We start from the raw sequence: 25,785 nt of genomic DNA, 5'->3' as shown, positions 1-25,785 counted from the left end.
GGCCCGACGCTACCTCGTCAGAAGATCGTCCGGAATCGGTTGGTCCTTGGCGAGGTCATCGAACAATCGGCCCGCCCGCTCCTTATCCCACAGCAGCACGTTTCCGCTGTCGGTATCGGTGAAGCCGCCGACCGGGACGGTGGTCGCCACCGTATCGCCGCGCAGCGCCCAGCCGAGTTGGCCGAGGTTCCAGATGTGATCGCCCTTGTCGACCTTGAGCGATTTCGCGGTGTCGCGGGCCAGCGGCCACAGCGTGAACGGGTTGGCCAGGGTGCCCGCACTGGTCGCCTTCTTCAGCAGCGCGGCCATGAACAGGCGCTGGTTGTTCATCCGGTCGAGGTCGGCGAGGGCGGTCGCGCGGCTGCGGACGAAGCCCAAGGCCTGCGCGCCGTCCAGCTTCTGACAGCCCGGCTGCAGATCGATGCCCGCGAGCGGATCGTCGATGGCCTTGGGCACACAGACATCGATGCCGCCGAGCGTATCGACGACGCCGGCGAATCCGCCGAAACCGATCTGCGCGTAGTGGTCGATTCGCACGCCGGTGGCGATCTCGACGGTCTGCACCAGCAGTTGCGCGCCGCCGAAAGCGAAGGCCGCGTTGAGCTTGTCCTTGCCGTGGCCCGGGATGCCCACATAGGAGTCGCGCGGCAGGCTGACCAGCGTGGTCGCGCCCGATTCCGGGACGTGCACCAGCATGATCGTGTCGGTGCGCTCGGGGCCGACCTCGCCGCCGGTGGCGAGTTCCTGTTCCTGTTCGGGGGTCAGGCCGGCCCGGCCGTCGGAGCCGACGAGCAGCCAGTTGGTGCCCGGGGTGTCGCCGACACGGTCCTTGTAGTTGGCGAGTGCGTCGATCCGGTTCAGCGAGCCGTCGAGTTTGACGACCGCGCCGACCACCGCGAGTACGAGCACCACCAGCAGCACCAGGAACCAGCGGAACAGGTGCGGTTTGCGGCGGCGGCGCGGCGGGCGGGGTTCGCGCTCCCGGCGCGATGGCGGTAACGAGGGCGGGGGCGGCGGTGGTATATCGCGGCCATGGCGCAGCTGCCGCGGATCCTGATACGGCTGTGGCTGCTGCGGCGGCGCATAGCCGGGCACACCGCGGGCTTCACGGTAGGGCTGCTGAGTGGGCGCGTGCGACGGCGCGGGTCTGCGGGCCGGCGGTGGCATACGCGATGCGGCGGGGTCGGGCGGCACCTGCGAATATGCCAGTGGTGGCGCGTAGTTCGACCCGTCATGCCGGATCACCTTGGTGCGTTCGACGCGCCCGGGGTCGTGTCCCGGCGGAGGTGGCTGCGGTTCCCGATGTCCCGGAGCCGGTTCGCGTCGCGGCGGCATGGACGGCGCACCCGGGTTTCCGAAGGGTTGCGGCACCCGGCGCGTCCGCTCGTAGCGCTGGGGGTCGTCGCCGTTCATCACTCAGACTTTACTGATCGAGGGCCGTCGGGGGGCTTGACGAGCGGCCGGAGGTTCGTTCGCTCGGTTGAGCGCTCCTCGATAATTCGCGGCCTGGACCCGTATGCGTTACGGCAACCAGGAAACGTGACCGCGCAGCAATGTATAGCCGATATAGGCGACCGCATCAATGGTGGCGTGGGCCAGCACCAGCGGCCACAGCCGGTTGGTGCGCTGCCAGAATCGGCCGAAGATCAAGCCCATCACCAGGTTTCCGATCCCACCGCCCAATCCCTGATAGAGGTGATAGCTGCCCCGCAGCAGCGCCGAGGCCAGCAGCGACCGGTTCTCCGACCAACCGAGCTTGCGCAGCCGGGTGATGAGATAGGCCACTACCAGAATTTCCTCGGCGGCCGCATTCGCACACGCGGACAGAATGAGCGCGGGCAACCGCCACCAGTGGTCACCGAGCGAACTCGGCACGATCGTCACGCTGAACCCCAGCGCATGCGCGGCCAGATACAGCCCGAGCCCAGGCAGCCCGATGATGGCCGCCAGGGCCAGGCCCGGCAGCACATCCGAACGCCAGCGAATCCTGGCCAACCCGATCAACCGCGGCGCGATCCCACTGCGCCACAACAGATACAGCCCCAGCGCCGCCCACCCGGCCAGCCGCAACGCGCTGAGCAGCTGGAACAGCAGATCGATAGTGGACTGCGCCGCCCGCGTCGGATTCAACGCAATAGTCTGCCCACCAACCCCACCCGGCGACAACGCACTCTCGATCAACGACAGCCCCGCATTGAGCCCGCTCAGCCCAAATGTGACAACCAACACAACAACGATCTCGACCCGAATACCGAGCCGCTCCCGATCGGTCAGCTCTGGCTCGTCCCACCCGGAACCGGTCTCAGCACGCATGCGTCCGAATGTATTGCCCGCACCCATCCCGCGGGTGATCCGTATGCCGCGTCGTGGGGTAGTGGATTTCGGCGGTGCGGGTGGTTCGGGTCAGATGCGGCGGAGGCCGTTGAGGAAGGGGCAGCCCGCGAGGGTGCGGACGGCTCGGCTCAGGGCTTCGGCGTCGTCGACGGGGGCGTTGAAGGGGAGGCGGAAGTCGTGGTCGCCGTCGAGGCCTTCGATGCGCAGGGTGACGCCGTAGCGATCGATCGCGAGTGGGTGCACCGCCCCGCGCTGCAGGCGCGGTGGGAGGTGACGGGCGAGTTGGGCGATGACGTCGGCGTGATCGGCCTCCATATGCTGCAGCCAGGCGGATTCCAAGGCGCAGAACGGATCCGGTTGGGCCAGCCGGAGTTCGTCGACGCAGACGGATTCGGCGCCGGTGGAGTCCGCCACCACCGCGGAGTTGATCACCACCCGCAGCAGGGTCGCGGTGTGCCCGACATCGAGCAGGTCGGGATGCGGATGATCCTTGGCGACCGCGGTGGCCAGCGCCCGCTGCGCTTGCGTCGGCACCGTCCGCACCCAGCCACGCAGCCACACCAGGGCGCGAACCGGTTCCCGCAGCGGCAGCGGCGCATGGTCGGTGAGCTCCAGCACCGCGGGCGCCCCGCTCTCGCCCGAACTTCCGGCCAGCACCGCCGCCATGGACGCGGCCGGCACCGCGATCACCGCATCACCGCACTGCCGCACATGGTGCACGGAGATGGGTGTCGGATCGATGCCCGGCAGCGCCAGCACCGCATGCTCGGCATGGGCACACGCACTCCGTACCCGCTCGGCGGTAGACGGTGCGACAGTCGTGTTCGGCATGCAGACCTCCAGTGCGGGATGTGCCGCGCTCGGCGCGCTCAATTAGGTTATCCTAAGCTAAGTGACGCGCCCGCATTCCGCAAGCGTCCCACCACCCCGGATCCTGAGAATCCCCAACACTTTCCGCCGCCCCACCAACACTTTCCGCCGCCCCACCAGCACTGTCGATGCCTGCCATCACGGCCGACCGCTTCCTACATCTCGCCGACCCGCCCGACCGCGCTGTCCTGAGGATCGCGCTGTCCTGAGGATCGGGCTGTCCTGAGGATCGGGCTGTCCCGGGCGAGCGTGCCTGATTGGGCGAGCGTGTCTGACTGGGCGAGCGCCTTGACAGGGTGAGCGTGCCCGACTGGGTGAGCGTGCCCGACTGGGTGAGCGTGCCCGACTGGGTGAGCGTGCCCGACTGGGTGAGCGTGCCCGACTGGGTGAGCGTGCTGACTGGGTGAGCGCCTTGACTGGGTGAGCGTGCTGACTGGGTGAGCGTGCTGACTGGGTGAGCGTGCTGACGGGGCGAGCGCCTTGACTGGGTGAGCGTGTCTGACTGGGCGAGCGTGCCCGACTGGGCGAGCGCCTTGACTGGGTGAGCCTGCCCGACTGGGTGAGCGTGCCTGTCTGGGTGAGCGCCTTGACTGGGTGCGCGTGCTGACTGGGTGAGCGTGCTGACTGGGTGAGCGTGCTGACTGGGTGAGCGCGTTGACTGGGTGCGCGTGCTGACGGGGTGCGCGTGCTGACGGGGTGAGCGTGCCTGACAGGGCGAGTGCGTCGACTGGGCGAGCACCGACGGACGAGCAGCTTCACGCGGGCGCCCGGGCGAGTGGGTCGATTGGGGGCCATGGTTACGGTGGGCGTATGGCGGATGGAGCGCATGCGGGGCGTGGGGTGGCAGGGGAGCCGGTATTGCTTTCGTTGACGGCGCCGACGGCGGCGCGGCGGAGTTTGGACGATGGCCTGGTGCGGCGGGTGGGGGCAGGCGAAGCGGGGGCTCGGATTCTGGATGCGGATGCCTCCGATGCGGAGATCGCCGACTTTCTGGCCGGGGCGGTGCATTCCGACGGTGGGTTCGTCGCGCGGACCTCAGATGGCGAGCGTGCTCTGGCTATCGTCGCGGGAACGGTCGCCGCGCTGTGTGGTGAGGATATTCGGGCCGCGCTGGCCCGGCCCGATATCGCCTTTCTGACCTCGTTGAAGCCGCCGGCGGTCGAGGCGGCGCGCAGTGTGCTGCTGGCGATCGAAACCGATGCGCCCGACGATCTAGCGGGAACTCTGAGCATCCTCAGCACACGCAAGTAATCTCGTAACCGTGCCGCGTATCGCGTACTTCGGGCCGTCCGGAACCTTCACCGAGATGGCCCTCGCCAAGCTCGAGTCCTCGCCGGCCTTCGACGGACCGGTCGAGCGGGTTGCCGCGCCCAGCCAGGGGGCGGCGCTCGACCTGATCCGGTCCGGTGACGTCGAGGGCGCCGTCGTGCCGATCGAGAGTTCGGTCGATGGCTCCATCTCGGCGACCCTGGATTCGCTGGCCATCGGTCCGCGGCTGCAGATCGTCGCGGAGACCGAGCTGGAGGTGAGCTTCACGATCTTGGCTCGGCCGGGGACGAAGCTCGACGCTGTCCGCACGCTGGCCGCCTATCCGGTGGCCACGGCGCAGGTGCGGCTGTGGGTTTCGCGCACACTGCCGAATGTCGAGATGTACGTCTCGGCGTCGAATGCGGCTGCCGCCGAGGATGTCGCGGCCGGTCATGCCGATGCCGCGGTCTCGACTGCCCTGGCCGGTGAGCGTCTCGGCCTTGTCGCGCTGGCCTCGGGCGTCGCCGACCACGAGCAGGCGATTACCCGTTTCGTGCTGGTCACCCGCCCGTGCGTCGCGCCGCCCGCGACCGGTGCGGACCGCACGTCGATCGTGCTCGAGCTGCCCAACGAACCGGGCTCGCTGATGCGGGCCTTCGCCGAATTCGCCACGCGCGGTATCGATCTGACCAGGATCGAGTCCCGGCCAACCCGAGCGGTTCGCGGCACCTACCGTTTCTATCTCGACTGCGTCGGGCATATCGATGACGCCGCGGTCGCCGAGGCGCTCAAGGCACTGCACCGCACGGCGCGGATCCGTTTCCTCGGTTCCTGGCCCGCGACCTCGGCGACCGGAACCCCGCCGCCCTCCGACGAACCGGCCGCGGAATGGCTGATCCAGCTACGGAAGGGGGTGGCCGACCTATGACGGGCAAGCTGATTCTGGTTCGGCACGGCGAAACCGAGGGCAATGTCGCCAAGCTCCTGGATACCAGGGTGCCGGGCCTGCCGCTCACCGAACGTGGTGCGGCACAAGCGAAGACGTTCGGCGCGAGCCTATCGCGGCCGCCGAAGGCGCTGTTCTGCTCGGCCGCGCTGCGAGCCAGACAGACCGCCGGATACATCGAGGCGGCGACCGGCGTGCCGGTCGAGGTGCTCGAGGGTGTGCACGAAGTGCAGGTCGGCGAGATGGAAGGCCAGCACTCCGAGGCGGCGCACGCGCGGTTCCAGCGGATCTACCGCGCCTGGCATGAAGGCGACCTGTCCGTACGCGTACCCGGCGGCGAGTCCGGCTACGACGTTCTCGCCCGCTTCCTCCCGGTCATCGAGGACCTACGCACCAAGTTCCTGACCGACGGCACCGAAGGCGACATCCTGCTGGTCAGCCACGGTGCCGCCATGCGCCTGGTCTCCCGCAACCTCAGCGGCGTAGCCCCTCCGTTCACCACGAACAACCACCTCGACAACACCGAAACCATCGAATTGCTCCCCCGCCCCGTCGGCGGCTGGGAATGCATCCGCTGGGGCCGTTTCACCCCACCCTTCGGCTACGACGTAGCCCCCACCGCCGACGACCCCATGGGCTGAATCCTGTTGGGGTTGGCTATCTTCGCTCACAGTGCGTGGCAATCGAAAACGGTTTTGGCATATCGGCTGGTGGTGGAGTGTAACCATCGACCACGTACAGGGACGCACGCCACGCGAGCGCACGGGCATCACCTGGCCGGGCGCCCGGCAACCGACCACCGACTGGCTTCGGCGCCTGCGGCAGGACTGGCTCACGGTACCGGGTCAGATTGACGACGCCGACTTGGACATAACCGCACGGTTCCCGTGGCAGCACGACCCCGAGATGACCGTGGCCCACACAATCGCCTGGGTCAACACCGAACTCACGAAGAACGCGGCCGAAATCGGCCAGCTCCGACTGCTACGCGCGGCATCGCGCGCATGACCTCTGCCTCACCCGCCACCGGGGCCGGCTACAGCCGAAAGTCCAACCCTCAGGACAACTTTGGATTCCGCGGAAACTCCTCGCGTTCGGGTAGCGAATTGATCAAGTCCTGCAACGCCGTTCGCAGCCGTGCCGGGGTGCCACTGCTCAGCGATGTCCACTTGGTGCCATCGTCGGACACGCTTGCGGTGGCGATGAAGCGCCCGTGGCGGGTGTTGAATACGGCGATGTGGTTGTCGCCGATATCGCGGGTGCCGTCGCCGTACACCACGCTGGTGATCTGGGCGTGCGAATGGATCTCGACCACTGCGGAGGCCAGGGTCTCTGCGTCTTGCGCCGGTGTGCATGCCTTCGCGAGTCGTTCGGCGGTGGCCGCCGCGTCACCGATGTCCTCGAAGATCACCGCGAGTTGATCGGTCGGGGCGTTCATCCCGTTGAGTCTGAGCGGCTCGGCGGTACCGAGTGCCGCCAGTACCGTCCCGGGCAGATCGAAGCCCGCTTGGTCGATCACGTAGGAATCCTGCCCGCGAAGGGCGACGACGGTGAGGTCGTCGCCCTTCGCCAGACAGAAACGGCTCACGTAGCCGTCGACGATCAAACGCATCGCGATGATCCAATGCGGACGGTTCAGCACCTGCAGCCGGTCCTCCAGATCAGGCTGCACCGCCCCGTCGAAAATCAGGCCCCGCTGGCTGAGGGACTCGACCGCGGCGGCGAGTGCCATTTGGTGACGGTCCACGCTGTCGAAGCGCGCATACGCGTTCAGCACAACCGGAAGATCGGCGATATCCAACTCCTCTCGGAGGAACTGCATCTCGTCGAGTGACAGCACGACCGCGTCGAGTGCGGACGGGCCGGTGCCGGAGCCGAGAACCGTCACCTAGACGTCCCGGCGCCCGTCGGCACCGATGACTCCGTCGGCCACGAGCCGACCGTCGTTGAAATGCTCGGCCCGCAGATAGTCGTGGCTGTTGTGCTCGGACTCGTCGTCCTCGGTGCCGCGTGCCTGATTCCCCAGCAGCGGGTTGCCGCTGCTGTTCGCGGTGCGTGTCGGTGCGGCTTCGACCGAGACAGCCGTCTCGGGTACAGCCGTCGCGGAGCCGCTGCCGCCGATCACGTTGCCCACACCCCAGCCCGCCGGGAGCTTGAGTGTGCTGTTGGCACCGCCGGCCGACGAACTGGCAAACGACACCGCGCGGGTCGCGCCACTCGCGGTGGCCAATGCGCCGCCCATGGCCATCGGGACCATGCTGGTGGTTGCCATCGGCGTGCTGCTTGTGGCCGCCGTGATAGCGCTGCCCGCCACGTTGCCGACAGTCGTCGCACCGGTGGTGGCCACCGACGCGACAGCCTGCGCAGCCTGTGTGGCCGCGTTTGCCACGCCAGGGTTGGAAACGAACGCCTGAACGGCGGCGATCGCCCCTTGGATCGGGTCGAGCGGGACCTGGGTCGCGGCATCGGCGGCACCGCCGGGATTGGCCTGGCCGGCGCCCGCGGCGATCGGCGGCGGCATCAGGAAATCGGCGGGCACCGCGAGCATCGCCGAGGTCGCGGCCTCGTAGGTCTCCATCACCAGCGCCGCGCGGATATCCATGGCGTTCCTGGCGATTTCGGCTGCCTCGAAGGCACCGCTCACCGCACCGGCCGGGTTCGTCGAGGCGGCCAGTGCGGCGTTAACGGCCGCGATCTCGGGCGGGCTCGGCATCGCCAGCGCGGCGACGGTGTAAGCGATGACGTTCGCGGCTGCCTTACCGGCCATCGCCGCCGACTGCACGCCTTGCTGTTCGGACCAACCGAGGAATCCGGTGAGTTTGCCCAGTGCGGCAATGCCGTTGAGGCCTTGCATGCCGACTCCCAGTTCGGCCATTACGCGGGCGACGGTGGTGGTGGCGTCGATCCAGGCGGCGGTGAGCCCGCCCCATGCGGTGCCTGCGGCCGAGATCGGAATCGCGTGCGCGCCAGCGTGCAGCGTGGCCGAATTGACCTCTGACGGGCGCGTGATCCAGAGCACCCCGGTGACTCCTGCAACCATGTTCGTTTCTCCCCTGAAGTAAGTGGTTGTTGTCTGTTGTCCGGGTTAGACCTGGATGGCGTTGATACCGGTGGCTCGCACTACGTCCCCGGCCAAGTGCTCGGCCAGCTGCATCCGCAGCGTCGCAGCGGCATGATGGAGTTCGAGGATGCCCTGGGCGATGGAGTGGTCGTGGGTCATCGCGCCTTGGTTGAAGTGGCTGGCGGACAGCAGTGAGACCTCTTCGACACCCGAGGGCAGCACGTGCGTGGCCGGTGCGGTGATCGCGGCGACTCCGGCCAACCGCTCGGCGACCAGATCCAGCTCGGCTGCGGCGAGCAGAATAGCTTCGGGTGAGATCAGTATGTGGCCAACCATGACTCGACTCCTTCTAGTGGCAACTGGGCGGAACCACGAGAATTCCCCCTACGAGTGATAGGACGCGACAGCCACGCAATCGGTTCCATCGAATCCCCAAATTTCTTTCCCGGTCTTTCAGCCGTATCCGGACCCACACAGCTTGGTCAAGACTAGCCCTATCCCAGCTCATGCAACCGGTCTTCGTCAATGTGGAAGCAGTGGTATTCCGCACGAATCAGGGTGAGCGCCATGTCCTTACACCTCGATCGAGGTTGGGAGATGCGCGTTTACCAGCGGGGATCGGGGCGTAGCCGTCTTGGTGGCCGGTGGGCTCAGTGGCTGCCTCGCCGTGGTCGCTGTTGCCTCATAGTCCCTGTGGGGGATTCTTGGGGAAGTATGGCCAGGCCATCAGTGAGTCCATCCATGCCGGGGATGTGTGAGGGAACAACTGGCAACCACGGTTGCGAGAAGCTTGAAATCCTCGGCGTGTCGTCTCGATCGGGCGCGGCGTGTCCGCGGTCCTCGGACAGCGGTGCTGTCCAGTGTTCAGGAAGGTAGTTCGGCCTCCAATGTGTCTGGAGGGGTCGCATGGCCTTGCGGCGACACCCCGTGCTCGGCCCGACCCACTACACCGGCGTCACTGGGGGTGAAATGGTGGGCCGTCGAACCGGTCCATGGTAGTGAATTCCTCGACGGGTCGGCGGCGGAGTTTGCTCAGCTGCCGTATGGGTTTACCTAGGGGGAGGATTGCGGCGACCGCGTGGTTTTCGGGGATGCACAGCAGATCGCGGATCGCTGCCTCTTCGGGGACGGCCATGGTGGTGAGGGTGCCGCCGTAGCCTTCATTTCGGCTGGCCGACAAGATATTCCACACCAGCGGGTAGACCGAGGCTCCACTGACCACGCCGACTCGGTCCAGATGCTGGTCCATGGCGGCCACGCGGGTCAGGTCGAGGGTGATGACGAGTACGACCGGTGCCCGCAGTAGTGGCTCGGTGAATTGGTCGGGTACCGCGGTCTCCGCGATCGTCTCAGCGGGCACGGCGCTCGGTTCGATGGGGTTCCATGGGCTTTCGCCCGCGCTTGCCTGGGCGAGGTATCGTCGTGCGCCCGGAACGGTGAGCTCTGCGAGTCGTTGGCGCAGTGCGGTATCTCGCACTGTGATGATGTGCGCCCCTTGTCTGTTGCCGCCACTGGGCGCGAATCGGGCGTTGTCGAGGATGCGGTAGAGAACCGGATCGGGAAGCGGGTCGTCGGTGAATTCACGCACCGCGAAGGTGGTCCGCATCACGTCGTAGAGGTCCATGAAGCCTCCGGAATGTTGATTTGCCTTGGCCGTGATCAACCCTCTTTGTAGCGGTCGAGGGACGCGTTCGGCATCCTATGACGCGTATCTGCGGGCTCTGATCAGGAGTTGATCGACGACGGTCCCGAAGTGCTCGTGCAAGGGGTTCTTCGACCGTCCGCTCAGGTGCTTGGCGTAAGACGCTTCGAGGACGATCGCGAGCTTCCACGCGCTGAACGCGTTGTACCAGTCGAGGTTCGACAGGTCGCGCGAGGTCCTGTCCGCGTATCGTGAAACCAGTTGCAGCGGGGTTTGGCAGTAGTTGTGGTCCATGCCGCCGGGTTGGCCTGGGGGCACGAACGCCAGTGTGTTGCCCTCTTCGGGCCAGAAGATCATGGCCCAGGCAAGATCGATGAGGGGATCTCCGATGGTGGTCATCTCGAAGTCCAGCACGCTCAGGATGGTTGGCGGGACATCGTTGCTGAACACCACGTTGTCCAGTTTGTAGTCGCCGTGCATCAGCGTGAGGTCATGGCTTCGGGGCATGTTTCGTTGCAGCCAGTCGGCGACGTCATCGACGCCGGTCAGGTCGCGACAACGATAGGTCGCCAATTGGCGCAGCCAACGATCCACCTGACGATCGAGGAATCTGTGTGGATTTGCCAGCTCGAGCAGCGCGCTGTCCTTCCACTCGAAATCGTGCAGAGCGGCCAGCGCATCGATGAGCTGGTCACCTATCCGGTGCTGCTGCTGCGGAGCGTGAAGGTAGCTGTCGGGCAGCGCGTTTCGGATGGTAGTTCCGTCGATGAACTCCATGATGAAGAAGGGACCGCCGACGAGGGTGGGGTCGTCGCTGACTGCCAACAATTCGGGCACCGGCACGTCGCTGTGTTGGAGGGCTTTGTAGATCTTGTACTCGCGGACGACGTCGTGTGCTGTTTCGGACACCGCGTCGACAGGGGCACGTCTGATGACCCAACTGCGCCCGTGTCGGGTCATCTTGAACAACTCACACGATCCGCCACCCTTCATTGGGCTGATCAGTAGATCGCCTGGCTGGCCGGTGTACTCGGCGAGCCAGGCGTCGAAGGCTGCGACGTCGAAGTCCGGGCCCGTGACGTCCGTACTCATGCCGTATCCATTGGGCATGAGCGAGGGCCTGCGTGGTTCCGCCTCCGGCCCTGACTCGCTCATGCCGTGGCCTCTAGTAGGTGACCGAATCTCTGGCGTGCCAAGTGCAGGCGGGTAGGGATGTGTTCGGACGGCCAGCCGTCTACGGCGTGGTATCGCTGCAGTTCGGATCGGGCGATGGTGACCTTGTGTACTTCGTTCGCTCCGTCGACCATTGAGGCCATACGGGCGATGCGGAACATTGACTCCAGTGGTAGATCCGAGCTGTACCCGAGAGATCCGTGTACCTGCAGGGCCCGGTCGACGACATCGAACACCACTTTGGCGTTGTAGACCTTCACCATGGCGATGTCACTGCGGGCTGCCTGGCCGCCCTCGGCGTCGAACTTCCAAGCCGCTCGCAGCGTCAACAGCTTCGCGGCGTCGATCTCGATTCGGGAGTCGGCGACATACTGCTGCACCATCTGGTGTCGGGCATAGGATTTGCCGAACGAAGTCCGCGATACGGTGCGTTCACACAACATATCGAAGGCTCGTTCTGCTTCTCCCAACCACCGGGTTGCATGGTGAAGCCGCCCTGGGCCCAGCCGGACCTGGGATAAGACGAAGCCGCCACCGGGCTCACCGATGAGGTTCTCGCCGGGAACACGAACGTTGTTCAGAATGATCTCGGCGTGGTTGCCGCGGCGGCCGTATTCGACGGACGGGCTGTGCATGGAGGGGATGTCACGGAAGATATCCATCCCGGCAGTGCCTCGCTCCACGACGAACATCGAGCAGCGGCGATGCGGCGGCGCCGACGGGTCGGTCACCATCATGAAGATGATGAAGTCGGCACTGGAGGCGTTGGTGATCATCCACTTGCGCCCGTTGAGGACCCACTCGTCGCCGTCGAGTTCGGCCGTTGATTCGATCTGCGTCGGGTCGGTGCCGGCCACCCACGGTTCGGTGATCGCAAAAGCGCTGCGGATCTCGCCGCGAAGGTTCGGCCATAACCAGCGATCCTTTTGACTGTCGGTCGCACCACCTGCGAGCAATTCCGCGTTGCCCGAGTCCGGCGCCATGTTTCCGAACACTTCCTGTCCGAACGGGCACCGTCCGGTGATCAGATTCATCTGAGCCAGGCGCAACTGGCCGAATCCCTGTCCACCCAGTGCCTTCTCCAGATGACACCCCCACAACCCGCGGTCGCGGACACGTTGTTTCAACGGCTCGAGTATCTGCTGCCACTCGGTCTCGCCGACCTCGTCAGCCAATGGTTCGAGCGGTATGAGTTCGTGCGCGACGAACTCGCGAATCCAGTCGAGAGTTGGCCGAAATTCGGTGTCGTCAGAGAAGTCCCACGCCATGAGTCCCGAACCTTCCTTCAGTAGCACCGTTTAAAAAAACCTTGTTTTCCAAAAATGAGGTTAACGTTCGAGAGGTGTTGAAGCAAGGTCGTCGCCGAAGCGGACGACTGGTGGATATGTCAGGTCGTCCATAGGTCGCTGGGGTTACTGGCCGTGTGAACCGGTGTGTCAGGTGTGCCGGGCGTTGTGCGTGAGAAGCGGGGTGCCACTGCGGCTTGCACGACATTGTCGAGAGCGACCAGGGTGCCTCGAGCGGTCATGTGTGGATCCGTTGCGGCCTCGGCAAACGTCAACACTGGCGTCGCGCACGCGTCTGTGCCTTCGAACACGGCCGCCCAGGCATCGCGGGTGCGGGTCCTGAACACCTCTGTGAACGTCGCTTTCAGTGAACTCCACTGCGAGACGTCGTCGCGATCGGGCAGGTCGACATCGGACAATTGCAGACCAGCGAGCAACTCCGCGTAGAACTGCGGCTCGATAGCGCCCACGGCGATGTACTTGCCATCCGCGGTCTCATAGGTGTCGTAATACGGCGCACCCGTGTCGAGCGCATTGGTGCCGCGCTCGTCGCTCCACAGTCCGAGCCCCCGAAACGCCCAGATCATCTGTCCCAGAACAGAAACACCATCCACGATGGCGGCATCGACAACTTGACCTCGACCCGATGTCCGGCGTTCGATGATCGCGGCGAGGACCCCGACAACGAGGAACATCGATCCGCCACCGAAGTCGCCGACCAGATTGAGCGGGGGGACAGGCCGGTCGTCCCGCCGCCCGATCGCATGTAGGAAGCCGGTCACGGATAAGTAGTTGATATCGTGTCCGGCTCGTGGCGCCCTCGGCCCGCTCTGCCCCCATCCCGTCATCCGTGCGTAGATCAACTGAGGGTTGATCGGCTCGAGCGTGTCGGGGCCGAACCCTAAACGTTCCATCACACCGGGACGAAAGCCTTCGATCAGCACATCGGCACGTTCGACGAGTCGCATGACAGCCGCTTTGTCGTCGGGATCTTTCAGGTCGGCCTCCACGACGGGGCGTCCGCGCAGCACCCCGTCGGCGGCGTGCCCCGCGAGAGGCAACATGTCGGACCGTTGGATTCGCACGACATCGGCACCCAGATCCGCAAGGATCATGGCTGCGTGTGGGGCGGGACCCACGCCCGCGAATTCGATAACCCGCACCCCAGCGAGAGGACCATTCATCGTCTTAAGAAAACATAATTTTTCTAAAGGTGCAAGCCATCTCCGTGGTGCGCATCTGCGCCGAAATCGCGGCTAGCGGGTGGGTCGCTGCTCGCCGCTGTCAGTGCCTCTTGGCGGACGCCTGCGATGATCCACTGAATCGTGCGTCGGAAGGATTCCTCGCCTGCTGGCGTGCCCGAGCTGTTTTCGCGGGATTGTGGCGGCTGCCGCAGCGCCTGCACCTCGGTGATGGCGTGGTTGATCGTGGTGTTTGCCAGTGAACGGCAACATTCCGTAGCGAGCCCGCGGGCGATGCCCGATTCCATGAGCGACGTCAACAGGTCCTTGACGTAGGAAGCGACGGCACTGCGGTCGTCAAAGGTCATCAACTCGGTCAAATATGGATGCGCCAGCAGTGCCGCATGCAGGGCGAGACACCACTGCCGGGCCGTCGATTCCCACGCGCCGCAGTCGTGGAATTCCAGCTTCAGTTGGGAAAAGTGACGAGCGACCAGTGCGCGGATCAGCTGCTCTCGGTTGCCTACCTGCTGGTAGAGCGTCCGTGTGGAGCACTTCAGGTCTGCGGCGACTCGGCGCACGTTGAGGGCCTGTTCCCCCTCGGCGTCGAGCAGCTCCAAGGCGTGCGAGTAGATCACCTCGACTGGAATCAGCGGCTTGGCCACTGGCTGAATATATCTAAGGTGACGATGTTGTTCTAACCGGGACCGCACCGCCCATGTTCGGGTAGGTAGCGGCCCGCGTGGATCGGTCGGCTGGCGCATCGTGATCGGCCGCGCAATCGGAGGTGGGGTCTTGTGATCCAGGCCACGTCGTGGTAGAAAAACGATGTAGTTTTATCGTGGTGATAGGCCGCATCAAGGAACCGACTGCCCAGGCCTGCGCCCAGACCGCTCACGACGAGATCGGCGCCTCGGGCCAAGGTCGGCGCTTGTGTGGGCGTACACCGTGAAGGAGTTCAACGCATGAAGACTGTCGGTGCGAACGTGTCGGAATCGCCTAGCCACGGCCAGTCGAAGGGGCTTACTGCCGAGGTCGTGCACGAGACGGTCCGACGCCTCACTGGTCCCGGCGAGATGTTCGAAGTCACGGAGCGTGATATGGGTGGCGGCGTGCGCCAGCACGTATTCACCAATGCGGCGCCGACCGTGCTCGACATTCTCCAGTCCGGTCGCGGTCACGCCGCCGCGGACTTTCTGGTTTTCGGCGACCACCGGTGGACGTTCGAACAGTTCTTCGCCGACGTCGACTCACTGGCCGCCACACTGCAGCACGACATGGGTGTGCAGCCGGGGGATCGGATCGCCATCGCGATGCGTAACTGTTCGGACTGGGTCATCACCTTCGCCGCCGCGGTTCACGTTGGAGCCGTGGCGGTGCTGATCAACAGCTGGGGTTCGGCCGAAGAGTTGCAGTTCACCTTGCGCGACTCTGATGCGACGATATTCGCGGCCGACTTGCCCCGCACCACACTGGGCGCGGACACACTCTCGGAATGCAATATTCCGGTGTTGTTCAGCGACGTCGACGGCGACGACACGGGACTCACCGACCATCTCGACCTGCGGCCCATCCGCGACGCTGTGGCGGCCGGTCGAGGCCGCGATTACCTTCCGCCATCACACGGCCCGCAGGACATGGCCTTGTTGCTCTACACCTCCGGCAGCACAGGGCATCCCAAAGGGGTCGTATATCGGCACGTCGCCGTCGGTCAGGCGTTGATGCACATGATGTTGGTCGGCTTCCTGGGTATTGAACTCGGCGGTTCCGTCGAGCTGCGCGGGGGAGCGACTGTCGATGCACACCTGGTCACGGTGCCGCTGTTCCATGCGACCGGGCTCTTCGGCGGATTCCTGCTGCCCTGCGCGGTGGGCCACAAGATCGCACTATTGCGCAAATGGGATGCCCGAACAGCGATGCGAGTGATCGAAACCGAGAAGATCACGATGCTGTCGACCGTCCCTGCCATCCTCAAGGACCTACTGACCCACTCCGAGCTCGGCGACCATGACATGTCCTCACTCTCGAGGGTCGCAGCTGCTGGGGCGGCGACTCCCGCCGATCTTCCGGATCTGCTCAGCGATAAACTCGGTATCGCGAACCGGTCATCGGGCTATGGGATGACCGAAACTACGTCGGTGTGCGCGACGATGAACGGGCCGGTGTTCGATCTGCAGCCGACGGCTGCCGGTATCGTCTCGCCGATCGTTGAGCTGCGCGTCGTCGACGCGGACGAGAAGGCGCTTCCTTCCGGTAACGAGGGTGAGGTCCAAGTGCGTGGCGTCACAGTGACGCCGGGCTATTGGCATCGTGACGACCTCACACACGAGGCGTTCACCTACGACGGCTGGCTTCGCACCGGTGATCTGGGCCGTCACGACGATGACGGATTCCTGCACATCACCGGGCGGATCAAAGAAATCGTCATCCGTGGCGGGGAGAATATCTCCCCGATCGAGATCGAGAACGTCGCCTACCGGCATCCATCCGTCAAGGAGGTCGCCGTGTTCGGTGTACCCGACGACGCCATGGGCGAGGAGCTGGCTATGGTGTGCCACCCGCAACCGGGCTCGGCACTCACCGAGGACGAACTGCGCCATCACCTGCGAAGCGTGCTCCCGGCGTTCAAGGTACCCAAATATGTGACCTTGACCGACATGGCCTTACCTCGCAACGTCAGCGAGAAGATCCACCGGCTAGCCATTCGCCGTAGCTTCCCGATGGTCCAACTGGCATCAGACAGTCCGACGCCGAGGGGGGAAAGGAAACCCATGAAAGTACGCCGCGTCGTGACCGGTCACGACGATCAGGGCAAGGCGATTTTCGTTGATGATCAACTGGTCGAACCTACGACAGTCGCATTGTCCAAAACCAGCTACCACGAACTGTGGCGTGCGGACGCGGCGCCCAGTTTTCCTGGTCCCGGCGCGAACGGCCTCAAAACGACGTTCTTCCCGTCGCTCGGCGGATACCGATTCTTTCTCCTGACCATCCCGCCCGGCGAAAACTACGCAGACCTCGAAGGTATCGATATCGAAGCCGGTCTGCGCGACCTTCAGGAGAAGATGCCCGGGATGCTGGAAACCAACGATTTCGACCATCCCGGCATGCATACCACCGACACCGTCGATATGGAGATCGTGTTGTCGGGGGAAATCGTCCTCGAACTCGACGACGGAGCCGAAACGACGCTGCACGCCGGCGACGTGAATATCCAGAACGGTACGCGGCACCGCTGGCACAACCGCAGCAACGAACCTGTGGTTATGGCTGTCGCGATGGTCGGCGCGTCGCGCGCTGAACCGTGATCAACGCCCTAGTGCGTTGCACCGATAGATGGAGCAGCCGGGGTAAGACTTGGTCCGGCGCGTAAACGTACCTGTCAGAGCTGCTCGGGTGACGCCGAGAATGTACCGCAGCCGTAAAAAGCAGAATGATCGCCGATGGCATTGCCATCAATTGCCGCAGCGATGGGGGATCGGATCAACAAACTAGGCACAAACTGCCCATAGTCCCCAACCACGTCGGTACCAGCCGACACAGATCAGCGAAGTAGTCAGAACATGCTGCACTCGAATAAAGCAATCTTACGGCCTTGCCGGGTCTGTGTATGGCTCAGTGACGGCATGCACGCGTATATCACGGACCTCGATATCGCTTATGAGTTTGCTCGCGACGCCTTCTATCGGCACGGCCTATCGGTCTCGATCGATACGCAGGTGCAGGACACCTTGAGCCCTTTGCCGTGTGCAAATCTGTTCAACCAGACCGGCTGTATTTGAATGAGAGCAGGCTCTGCGGTGGGTCATCGAAATCACAGAAGACTGACTCTGCAACGGTGCCACGGAAAGCAGTGCTCATGTCGACCGAACCGATGATGAATCTTCGCCGAGACTCACCCGGGCGCGACATCACGATCTCCGGGCATCCAGCGTCGGAACCGCTACGCGACGTCCGGGACCTCTCGCGGAAAATGGTGAGTCACTTCGTCGACCATGTGGCCCCCTGCGGAACCCTGCCCGGTGATGCCCTCGGCGGCGAAGTCACCACGATTACCAGGGTTTGCCTGCAGTTGGCAGCAAGCATGCTCGACGGTGAAGATCTACTGGAAGAGTCCGAGCGGGTGCAACGGGCCGCCGCCGAGTGGGCCCGTGAGGGTATCCCGATCGAGGCCATTCACCATGCGGTCCACGAAGGGCTGAAGATGGCGTTCGACCTGATCGTGATGGGCGCGACGACTGACGACTACGCCAGCATGCTCGACGTCGGCCGTCGGTTCCTCGACATCGTCGATCGGATCACCCCCACCGTCGCGCAGGCTTACATGCGAGAACTGCGCAGCGTTGCCAGTGAACATCACATGGCGGTACACACGCTGGCATCCGCTCTGCTCGGCGGGCAAGGTATCTCCTCAGCGGCGCGCGAATACGGAATCCCGATCGCGGCATCGTATTTCGTGCTGGCCGTTGCTATCCCACAGCACCGCGACGAACTGATCACGAAACTGGACGCCAAGGTCGTCGGGCGCCGCAAGCTGCGGCGTATCCAGGCGGAGCTCGCCCTCCGGTGTGATGATCAAGCGCTGGCGTTACTCAGTGCCGACGGTGGCACGGTCTTGATCCCGGTGGAGCAGTCCACTGGCGATCGGGTCGAGGAACTCGTCGCCCACCTGTCGCGTGCAGGCCAGGTATCCATCCGTGCCGCCATGGTGCGGTCAGCGACGGACGCGATTCCCGAGGCGACCCATCGAGCGCACGAACTCCTCGACATGGTGCACCGATTGGATCTGATCGGCGGGGTTTACCGCTTCAATGATCTCGTTGTCGAGTACCAGTTGACCCGCCCGGGCCCGGCGCGGGACCGCCTCGAGGCGATCCTGGCCCCCCTAGACGAGCACCCCGAACTCTTCGAAACGCTACGTGTACATATCAGCAACAACCTTAGCCGTCAGAGGACCGCACGCCAGTTGTGCATACACGTCAACACCCTCGACTACCGCTGCAAACGCATCGGCCAACTCACCGGCTTCAACCCCACCCAGTCCCGCGGGCAGTGGTATCTACGCTCGGCCCTGGTGGCCCGCACCTACCGAACAGTTGGTCAACCCGTGTAGCGCATCTGATCTCGGCAAGTGTGGGTCGGTTGTAATCAGATCCGCGTTTTGGACTGAGATGCAACCTCATTCAGGTGATCGCAGAACTCGACCCACTCCAGCGGATGGGCTGTAGATGCAACGGCTCTGTCGCCGCTCGGGGGCTCTGTCGCACTTTCGGGTGGCCGTCTGGTGCCGATAGCGGCGGCACGATGTGTCGGTGTGTGAGGTGAAGGTTGCTGTTGGCGTAGCGTTTTCGGGGTTGTCGCCGCTAGTCGTCGAGGGTTTGGTCGATGAGGGGCGCATCCTGTGGTGAGCGCGGACGGCGGACGGTCCGGCGGCGTGCCCGCGCGTGGGGAAATGGCAGCTCTGCTCGGACGGGTCGGATCAACCAGATCAATTACCGGTGTTCCATCGTTGTGCGGCGATCGCTCCGCCGTCGACCAGTATGTCGTTGCCGGTGATGAAGGATGACTCCGGTCCGGTGAGGAACGCGGCGGTGGCGGCGATGTCGTCGGGTGTGCCTGTCCGGCGTGCACCGGAGAGGTCGATCATGGACTGGATGTAAGCGCCGGTCGGACCAGCGAGTTCGGCGATGCCCATTGGTGTGGAGGTCACGCCGGGGCTGATGGTGTTCAGCCGTGCGCCTTTGGTTCCCCAGTCGTGCGCGGCGGCTTGCACACGCAGTTGGTTGCCGCGTTTGGCGACAATGTAGGCCTCGGCGGCGTTCGACGAATCGAGGTCGATCCCTTTGTGGTTCAAGAGCTGATCGGTGGCCACGGTGGCAAGGTGTCTCTCGAAGTCGGGCGATAGCGACGCGAGATATCCGGCCATGCTGGCTACCGACACGAGCGAGGTGCCAGGGGATGCGACTGCAAGGAAAGCGTCGATCACGTGGGCGGTGCCGAGCAGGTCTACCTCGTAGATCTGTCGGGCGGTGGCCATGGTGGGGGAAACACCTGCTGTGTGAACGACAGCGTCGAGGTGACCGAGATCGGCCGCCGCGGCTGCGAGTTTCACGACGGAACCCCGGTCGGAGATATCGACGGTGTGACTTTCGACGGTGTGTCCCTCGCCCCGGCACGCTGCCGCGGCGGCTTCCAGGCTTACCTCGGAATAGTCGGCCAGCAATAGTCGCCTCCCGCTGCCCAGGCGACGTGCGATAGCGAGCCCCATCGCGCCGACGCCGATGACGACCACGGCGCTGCGTGGTGCTTCCTGATGATTCATGAGCACTTCCCTGTCGAATCGATTCACTTCATCGGGCGGAAACCTCGACAACACGTTCTTCCTCCGTCGTTCGGGAGTTGAACGGAATCAGGTGGACCGCCGGACGCACTTATGTACCTGTCGCGTCGGCACGACGTGTTCGGCTATTTCAATGGACTTGGAGGCGTACCGGGAGCTCGTGATGGCGTCTTACCAGAAGGCTGGTTACCCAGCTTGGCCGGTGCTGCGGCTCTAGGGTGATATTTGTGGTGCGTTGCAGCAGGACACCGAGCACAATGCGGGCCTCGAGTCGGGCCAGCGGCGCACCGACACAGGTGTGGATGCCGCGGCCGAATGCTACGTGGCGTCGCGGGATGCGGCGTCCGAGATCGATCTCGTCGGGTCGTTCGAATTCGGCTGCGTCGCGGTTGGCGGCACCCCAGAGCAACAGCACCGTGGAACCGGCCGGGATCGCGGCGGACCCGAGTGTGGTGTCCTTGGGCACCGAGCGCATGAGATAGCGAAAGGGAGACTCCAGACGGAGCGCCTCTTCCGCGAAAGTCGGGATCTGGTCGGGGTTTTGACGGAGGTGCTCTTGTAGCTCGGGATTGTCGGCCAGGATGCGCACCGCGTTGCCCAGCAGACTCGTAGTGGTCTCGCCGCCGGCGCTCAACAGGGTCGTCAGGATGATCATGCCCTCCTGTTCGCTCATCACGTCGTCTATCACGCTGCGGGCGACGGCTCCGAGGAGGTCCTCGCCGGGGTCCTTCAGTGCCGCGGACAGCTGGTCGGTGATCCATGCCCGGACCGTGTCGCCGCTGGTAGCGATTTCGATGAGCTCGTCGAAGCTGAGCGTCGATCCCAGCATTCTCGTCCCGTTGACTGCTGAATTCCACAGATCGTCGAGGTTGCTGTCACGGAAGCCGGTGAGGCGGCTGATCATCGTCATGGGCACGATGTTGCCGATGGCGGCCATGAATTCGACGGTTCCGTCGTTCAGGGCCGTGGTCACGAGTCCGTCTGCGAGATCGATGATGACGGGTTCGAGTTCCCTCATCCGTTTGGCCACCAGTTCGGGAAAAACCGCCCCACGGTGTATGGCGTGCAGGGGTGGGTCGGCGGTGGCCAAGACTTGCCCGCCGGCGTCTCCGAAGCTGAAGCGGGCGGGCAGGCCCGCATCGTCGCGGTATAGCAGGCTCGTCATGTTCGACGAGAAGTCGCCGACACGACCAACTGCTTCGGCAACCAACTCGAAGGTGCTGACAGTGAAGACCCCGGTGCCGGGGACTTCCCACACCGGCGCCTCGGCGTGCAGTCGACGGTAAAAGGGATACGGGTCATCGATGACCTGTGGATCGAGCAGCAATGTTCCGGGGATCTCTTGGGTCATCCGAGGTCCTTACCTTGGGAGCCGTAGGTGGCGAGGTTGCACAGTCCGCGTGCCACATCACATATTTTCCGAACCCGTGTACCGAAATTCATGAATGTCAACACTTGTCTGGACATATGTCTGGACTATAAACCGAGAGGAACGCGGGGGCAAGTATCCGTGGATGAGATGACTGGCGGCGTGCTGATCTCGGGTGGCGGGCCGCCGGACTCGGCCGCGCGTGGTCGATCAGCCACGCCGAACCCATCGAGTGTTCGGTGAATTCATGTTAAGGTAACGTTGTTTTTCAAACTGCTGGATAGACGACTAGCGCGGAGAGTGTGTATGGGTGAGCTTTCGCTATCGGTGGCGTTGCCGCCCAGTGCTCAGATCCCGGAGTACGCGCGGGCGGCCGAGGGTGCCGGCTGCGCCCGGCTGTGGCTCTTCGATTCCCCCGCTGTCTACGGCGACCTCTGGATTGCGGTGGCCCGAGCAGCCGACGCGACTTCCGACCTGGGCGTGGGCACGGGTGTGGCTGTTCCGGCGCTGCGCCATCCGATGGTCACCGCGGCGGCGATCGCGACGATCGAGCAGCTGGCGCCAGGTCGGCTGACCTGCGCCTTTGGGACCGGTTTCACGGCTCGCCGCGCCATGGGCCAGAAGCCGATGCGGTGGGCGGCGGTGAGCGCCTACCTCCGACAGGTCGCCAGCCTGCTCGACGGTGATGTCGTGGACATCGACGGTGCTGCCTGCCAGATGCTGCAGCTGCCGGGGTGGGCCCCCGACCGGCCCCTGCGGACACCGTTGTGGGTAGCGCCGAGCGGCCCCAAGGGAATGGCGGTCGCCGAGGACGTCGACGCCGCCGGCCTGCTGCTGAGCCAGCCGCCACCGCAACAACTGGACGGTCGCCGACCTGCCGCGATGATCGTGTCAGGCACTGTCTTGGGCTCGGACGAAGACCACACCAGCGACCGGGTGGTCGAAGCCGCCGGGCCGTGGTATGCCGCCATGTGGCACGCCGTATATGAAGCCGCGCCCGACTTCGTCACCGAGATGCCCGGCGGCGGTACGTGGCTCGAGGGGCTACACGCAGTACGTGGCGAGGGGCAACTGCATCTCGGTGTGCACGAAGGGCATGTGTGCGCGCTGACCGACCGTGACCGCGCCGCCATCCGCGAGGCCGGTGCGGCCATCCTGGAGTACGGCTGGACCGGATCACCAGAACATATCCGCGCCGCCGTGGCCGACTCTGCCGCGCTGGGCATCACCGAGATCGTCTACACCCCCGCCGGTCCCGACATCGCCGGGGAAATCGAGTCGTTCGCCAAGGCGTTTCACGGCTAAGACCAAACCAACATTCCGGAGACCCAGTGGTGGAACCCGCTCGACACACGGGTGGTTGTCGCGGGATCGCCGAAAGGACCTGATAGTGAGCAAGATACCCAGTCGCGAAGCACGCTTAGCGCATGCCGCGAGGCACGCCGAGCTGTGGAATACCGGCAAGAGGGACGAATGGATCGCGTCTTGGCGCGCTATCGTGCCAGCCGAAGTTCGGATGTTCGACCCGGTCGGCACAAAGGAAAAAACCGGGTTCGACACGGCCACCACCCATGCCTGGGATTTATTTCAGCACTTGCTGCGGATCACCATGATCACTGTCCAGGTCAACGGCAACGAAATGGCCTGGGTATGCGAGAACCGTTTCGGCACCGAACCCGATATCAATACCGCCTACAGCATCGAAACTTTCGCCTGGGATGGTGCGGGCAACCTGCTGATCAAGACCTATTACCCCATGCCCGAACACGTTGATCCGGACCATGACCCCTATGCCCACATCCTCGAAGGGCGCCAGTAATTCCCGCACCTGGCCCACCTCGACGTCTATAACCGAAACGATAATCTGGACAATGTTCTGGATACTTGTCCAGTCGGGTGTTATCTTCTTTGAAAGTGATCCGAGGCACAGTGATGCCAGATCCACGAGGGAGTGGGCACGACATCACTGCTAAGGCAGGTAAGGGAAATGTCGAATGAATTCGAATCCGATGGTCGAGGGCCTTCGGCGACGCAACTACTGGTGACCGGGATTTGCTGTCTGGCCGTGGCCGCCGGCACCGTCACGGCGATGATCGCGAATTCGCGCGGGGCCTTCCGCGACATGGTGACGGTGACCGCGATCATGGCGAATGTGGGCGACGGGCTTCCGCCTAAATCCGATGTGAAGTTTCAAGGTATACGGGTGGGACTGGTGAGCGGGGTGGAACCCACGCCGGAGCCCGGTATGAATGTCGTTCGGATCCAACTCGGTCCGGAGTACGCGGGTCGCATTCCCGACACGGTGACCGCGCGGGTCGTTCCGAGCAACATCTTCGCGGTGCCTTCGGTTCAGCTGGTGGACAACGGGTCGGCACAACCGCTGCGGACAGGTGCGCAGATCGCGCAGGACCGGAGCCTGTCCACGGTCCGATTGCAGACGTCGTTGGACCAATTGCGCCGCGTCGTCGCCGCCGTCGGACGTGACCAGGCGGATACCGCGGTGGGCATGCTCGCCACACTGGCCAAGGCGACCAACGGGCAGGGCGATTCGATCGCGGCCGCTGCTGCTCAGTTGCGCGATATCGTCGCGAGTCTTCGTGGCGTCGTGTCCGCGGACGCCGCGCCGTCCACCCTGGACTCGTTGTCGGGCGCGTTGCGCGAGGTGCAGGCGGCCGCACCGGATCTGCTCGACGCGCTGCACCACGCGGTGGTGCCCATGCTGACGCTGGCGCAGCAGAATGCGCAGCTGACGGCGTTGTTGTCCGGCGGGGTGCACACCTTCACCACGGCCGACGAAGCCCTCGAGCACAACACCGACCGAGTCCTCGACATCACCACACACATCTCGCCGGTCATGGCTACACTCGGCGACGGCGCGAGCACCTTCCCGCAGATCACCCGGTCGGTGACGCACCTCGTGCGCCTCGTGGCCAATGAAGCGTGGGATCCGAAGACACAGCGCATGTCGACTGCGGCCATCGTGCAGTTGACCCCGAACCGGCAGTACACGCGCGCGGACTGTCCACGCTACGGCGAACTCGCTGCGCCCAGTTGCCAAACGGGGCCGACCTCGTCGGCCGACTCCCCCGCGGTTCCCTCCAGTCTGGATCCGCGTGCGTTCCAGCCGCCGAGTTCGCTTGTGGGCCCGAACATCGGGCCGGTCGGCAGCCCAGAGGAGCAGCGAAAGATCGCGGAAATACTCGGGGGGCTTCCCAATTCCGCCGCCGATATCCTTTTCGGTCCGTTGGCACGCGGCACGACTGTGAGCGTCGCACCTGATCCAGCGGGAGGCGGGAAATGAATTTCCGACGATCCCTGATTGTGCTGGTGGTCTTCGTAGTGGTCTCGGTCGTGCTGACCTGGACGGTCGTGGTGACGCTCGGACGCGGTGTGAGTGGCCCGACGACCGAGTATTCGGCGCTGTTCACCAATGTCTCGGGTCTGCGAGCCGGTGACGACGTGCGGATGGCAGGGGTGCGGGTGGGGCGGGTCGAGTCGATCGAGCTCACCGGAAACCTTGCGCGCGTCGGCTTTTCGGTCCGCGACGATCAGGTGGTTTACGGCGACACCAAGGCGTCGGTGACCTACCAGAACCTGATCGGCCAGCGGTATCTCGGTCTCGCGTTGGGTGCCCGCGGTGACCACGTCGCCCTGAAATCGGGCGCGCAGATTCCGGTCGAGCGCACCGAGCCGTCGTTCGATATCTCCAATCTGCTCAACGGATTCGAGCCGTTGTTCGCCACCATTGACCACACCGCGATCGACAACATCACCGACGCGCTGATCAAGGCGTTGCAGGGCGACAACGGCTCGGTCGCCACGTTGATCGCCGAAACCACGTCGCTGGCACAGAATTTCGTCGGACCCGACGAAATCCTCGGCCAGGTCATCAACAACCTGACCACCATCGTCAGCAACCTGGCGGCACAGAGCGGGAACCTCACCACCGTGATCGACCAGTCGCGAGCGGTGTTCGAGGGCCTCAACGCCCGTCGGGAGCCGCTGTTCGATTCGGTGGACCAGGTCTCTGCAATGGTCGGCCGGGTATCGCAGATCGCCGCCGCCGATCAGCCCGCTTTGGGCGAGTTCCTGAGCCGAGACCCCGGCTTCGCCCAGCATTTCATGGACAACAAGAACAAGTTCGAGTTCATGGGCGAGAACCTTCCGCTGTTGATGAAGGGGCTGGCGCGTATCTCCAACAGCGGGGCGTACATCGAGGGCTACATATGCGATGTCACCATCTCACTCCTGCCTGGGCTGAGCCCGCTGCTTCCGCAAATCGTCGATGCCATTTCGCCAAGCGGTACCGCCCAACACACCGCGAGGTGCAGGTGA

The 25,785-nt window shown here is 64.4% G+C and carries 23 protein-coding genes; 10 read left to right on the top strand and 13 right to left on the bottom strand.

Features of this window, described 5'->3' with window-relative positions:
- Positions 1-9: 9 nt before the first annotated feature.
- The 3 genes from OG874_RS35185 to OG874_RS35175 form a co-directional block, all read right to left on the bottom strand.
- Positions 10-1,413, bottom strand: coding sequence for an LCP family protein (locus tag OG874_RS35185; RefSeq protein ID WP_330251355.1), 1,404 nt, complete (start codon positions 1,411-1,413; stop codon positions 10-12).
- A 108-nt stretch (positions 1,414-1,521) separates the two neighbouring features.
- Entirely contained in the window at positions 1,522-2,313 is a 792-nt protein-coding gene (locus OG874_RS35180; protein WP_330251354.1) for a CPBP family intramembrane glutamic endopeptidase, read from the bottom strand.
- A gap of 90 nt (positions 2,314-2,403) precedes the next feature.
- Positions 2,404-3,165: a DUF2470 domain-containing protein gene (locus OG874_RS35175; RefSeq protein WP_330257562.1), complete on the bottom strand. Its 762-nt coding sequence runs from the start codon at positions 3,163-3,165 to the stop codon at positions 2,404-2,406.
- 849 nt (positions 3,166-4,014) lie between these two features.
- Here OG874_RS35175 and OG874_RS35170 point away from each other — a divergent pair.
- Genes OG874_RS35170 through OG874_RS35155 form a run of 4 tightly spaced genes read left to right on the top strand, consistent with a single transcriptional unit; the run spans position 4,015 to position 6,406 of the window.
- On the top strand, positions 4,015-4,455 hold the full coding sequence (locus OG874_RS35170) for a hypothetical protein (RefSeq protein WP_330251353.1): 441 nt from the start codon (positions 4,015-4,017) through the stop codon (positions 4,453-4,455).
- 10 nt (positions 4,456-4,465) lie between these two features.
- Positions 4,466-5,380: a prephenate dehydratase gene (pheA, locus tag OG874_RS35165; RefSeq protein ID WP_330251352.1), complete on the top strand. Its 915-nt coding sequence runs from the start codon at positions 4,466-4,468 to the stop codon at positions 5,378-5,380.
- The gene (locus OG874_RS35160) at positions 5,377-6,039 is read left to right on the top strand and encodes a histidine phosphatase family protein (RefSeq protein ID WP_330251351.1); all 663 of its coding nucleotides are present in this window, start codon (positions 5,377-5,379) and stop codon (positions 6,037-6,039) included. Before pheA ends, OG874_RS35160 begins: the two co-directional genes overlap by 4 nt.
- A gap of 31 nt (positions 6,040-6,070) precedes the next feature.
- Positions 6,071-6,406, top strand: coding sequence for a DinB family protein (locus tag OG874_RS35155; protein ID WP_330251350.1), 336 nt, complete (start codon positions 6,071-6,073; stop codon positions 6,404-6,406).
- A gap of 49 nt (positions 6,407-6,455) precedes the next feature.
- Here the strand turns inward: OG874_RS35155 and OG874_RS35150 are convergent, their stop codons facing one another.
- The 8 genes from OG874_RS35150 to OG874_RS35115 all read right to left on the bottom strand — a co-directional run bounded on the left by OG874_RS35150 (position 6,456) and on the right by OG874_RS35115 (position 14,406).
- The gene (locus tag OG874_RS35150) at positions 6,456-7,286 is read right to left on the bottom strand and encodes an ESX secretion-associated protein EspG (protein WP_330251349.1); all 831 of its coding nucleotides are present in this window, start codon (positions 7,284-7,286) and stop codon (positions 6,456-6,458) included.
- Entirely contained in the window at positions 7,287-8,438 is a 1,152-nt protein-coding gene (locus OG874_RS35145) for a PPE family protein (RefSeq protein WP_330251348.1), read from the bottom strand.
- Between the two features lie 45 nt (positions 8,439-8,483).
- Positions 8,484-8,795 (bottom strand): PE family protein, encoded by a 312-nt coding sequence (locus tag OG874_RS35140; RefSeq protein ID WP_330251347.1) that lies wholly within the window; start codon positions 8,793-8,795, stop codon positions 8,484-8,486.
- Positions 8,796-9,414: 619 nt separating this feature from the next.
- A complete protein-coding gene (locus tag OG874_RS35135) occupies positions 9,415-10,083 on the bottom strand; it encodes a nitroreductase family protein (protein WP_330251346.1) in 669 nt (222 codons plus the stop codon).
- Between the two features lie 75 nt (positions 10,084-10,158).
- The gene (locus tag OG874_RS35130; RefSeq protein WP_330251345.1) at positions 10,159-11,193 is read right to left on the bottom strand and encodes a phosphotransferase family protein; all 1,035 of its coding nucleotides are present in this window, start codon (positions 11,191-11,193) and stop codon (positions 10,159-10,161) included.
- A 59-nt stretch (positions 11,194-11,252) separates the two neighbouring features.
- Positions 11,253-12,542, bottom strand: a complete 1,290-nt coding sequence (locus OG874_RS35125; protein WP_330251344.1) for an acyl-CoA dehydrogenase family protein — start codon at positions 12,540-12,542, stop codon at positions 11,253-11,255.
- A 119-nt stretch (positions 12,543-12,661) separates the two neighbouring features.
- Complete coding sequence (locus OG874_RS35120) at positions 12,662-13,744, bottom strand: CaiB/BaiF CoA transferase family protein (protein ID WP_330251343.1); 1,083 nt, start codon at positions 13,742-13,744, stop codon at positions 12,662-12,664.
- 23 nt (positions 13,745-13,767) lie between these two features.
- On the bottom strand, positions 13,768-14,406 hold the full coding sequence (locus OG874_RS35115) for a TetR/AcrR family transcriptional regulator (RefSeq protein WP_330251342.1): 639 nt from the start codon (positions 14,404-14,406) through the stop codon (positions 13,768-13,770).
- Between the two features lie 300 nt (positions 14,407-14,706).
- On the opposite strand from OG874_RS35115, the gene OG874_RS35110 reads away from it, so the two are divergent.
- Positions 14,707-17,049: an AMP-binding protein gene (locus tag OG874_RS35110; RefSeq protein ID WP_330251341.1), complete on the top strand. Its 2,343-nt coding sequence runs from the start codon at positions 14,707-14,709 to the stop codon at positions 17,047-17,049.
- A gap of 551 nt (positions 17,050-17,600) precedes the next feature.
- Complete coding sequence (locus OG874_RS35105; RefSeq protein ID WP_330251340.1) at positions 17,601-18,854, top strand: PucR family transcriptional regulator; 1,254 nt, start codon at positions 17,601-17,603, stop codon at positions 18,852-18,854.
- Between the two features lie 375 nt (positions 18,855-19,229).
- On the opposite strand, the gene OG874_RS35100 is transcribed toward OG874_RS35105, so the two are convergent.
- Complete coding sequence (locus OG874_RS35100) at positions 19,230-20,063, bottom strand: SDR family oxidoreductase (protein WP_330251339.1); 834 nt, start codon at positions 20,061-20,063, stop codon at positions 19,230-19,232.
- Positions 20,064-20,211: 148 nt separating this feature from the next.
- On the bottom strand, positions 20,212-21,432 hold the full coding sequence (locus tag OG874_RS35095) for a cytochrome P450 (protein ID WP_330251338.1): 1,221 nt from the start codon (positions 21,430-21,432) through the stop codon (positions 20,212-20,214).
- A 324-nt stretch (positions 21,433-21,756) separates the two neighbouring features.
- On the opposite strand from OG874_RS35095, the gene OG874_RS35090 reads away from it, so the two are divergent.
- The 4 genes from OG874_RS35090 (at position 21,757) to OG874_RS35075 (ending at position 25,785) form a co-directional block, all read left to right on the top strand.
- The gene (locus OG874_RS35090) at positions 21,757-22,755 is read left to right on the top strand and encodes an LLM class flavin-dependent oxidoreductase (protein ID WP_330251337.1); all 999 of its coding nucleotides are present in this window, start codon (positions 21,757-21,759) and stop codon (positions 22,753-22,755) included.
- Positions 22,756-22,840: 85 nt separating this feature from the next.
- Positions 22,841-23,269 carry a hypothetical protein gene (locus OG874_RS35085; RefSeq protein WP_330251336.1) on the top strand — a complete coding sequence of 143 codons (429 nt, stop codon included), beginning with the start codon at positions 22,841-22,843 and terminating at the stop codon, positions 23,267-23,269.
- A gap of 168 nt (positions 23,270-23,437) precedes the next feature.
- Complete coding sequence (locus OG874_RS35080; protein WP_330251335.1) at positions 23,438-24,751, top strand: MlaD family protein; 1,314 nt, start codon at positions 23,438-23,440, stop codon at positions 24,749-24,751.
- Entirely contained in the window at positions 24,748-25,785 is a 1,038-nt protein-coding gene (locus OG874_RS35075; protein WP_330251334.1) for an MlaD family protein, read from the top strand. The genes OG874_RS35080 and OG874_RS35075 overlap by 4 nt, the downstream gene beginning before the upstream one ends.

Source organism: Nocardia sp. NBC_00565, assembly GCF_036345915.1.
GTDB lineage: Bacteria > Actinomycetota > Actinomycetes > Mycobacteriales > Mycobacteriaceae > Nocardia.
Note: the sequence above shows the minus strand (reverse complement) of the source record. Positions and strands in the feature narration are given on the sequence as shown.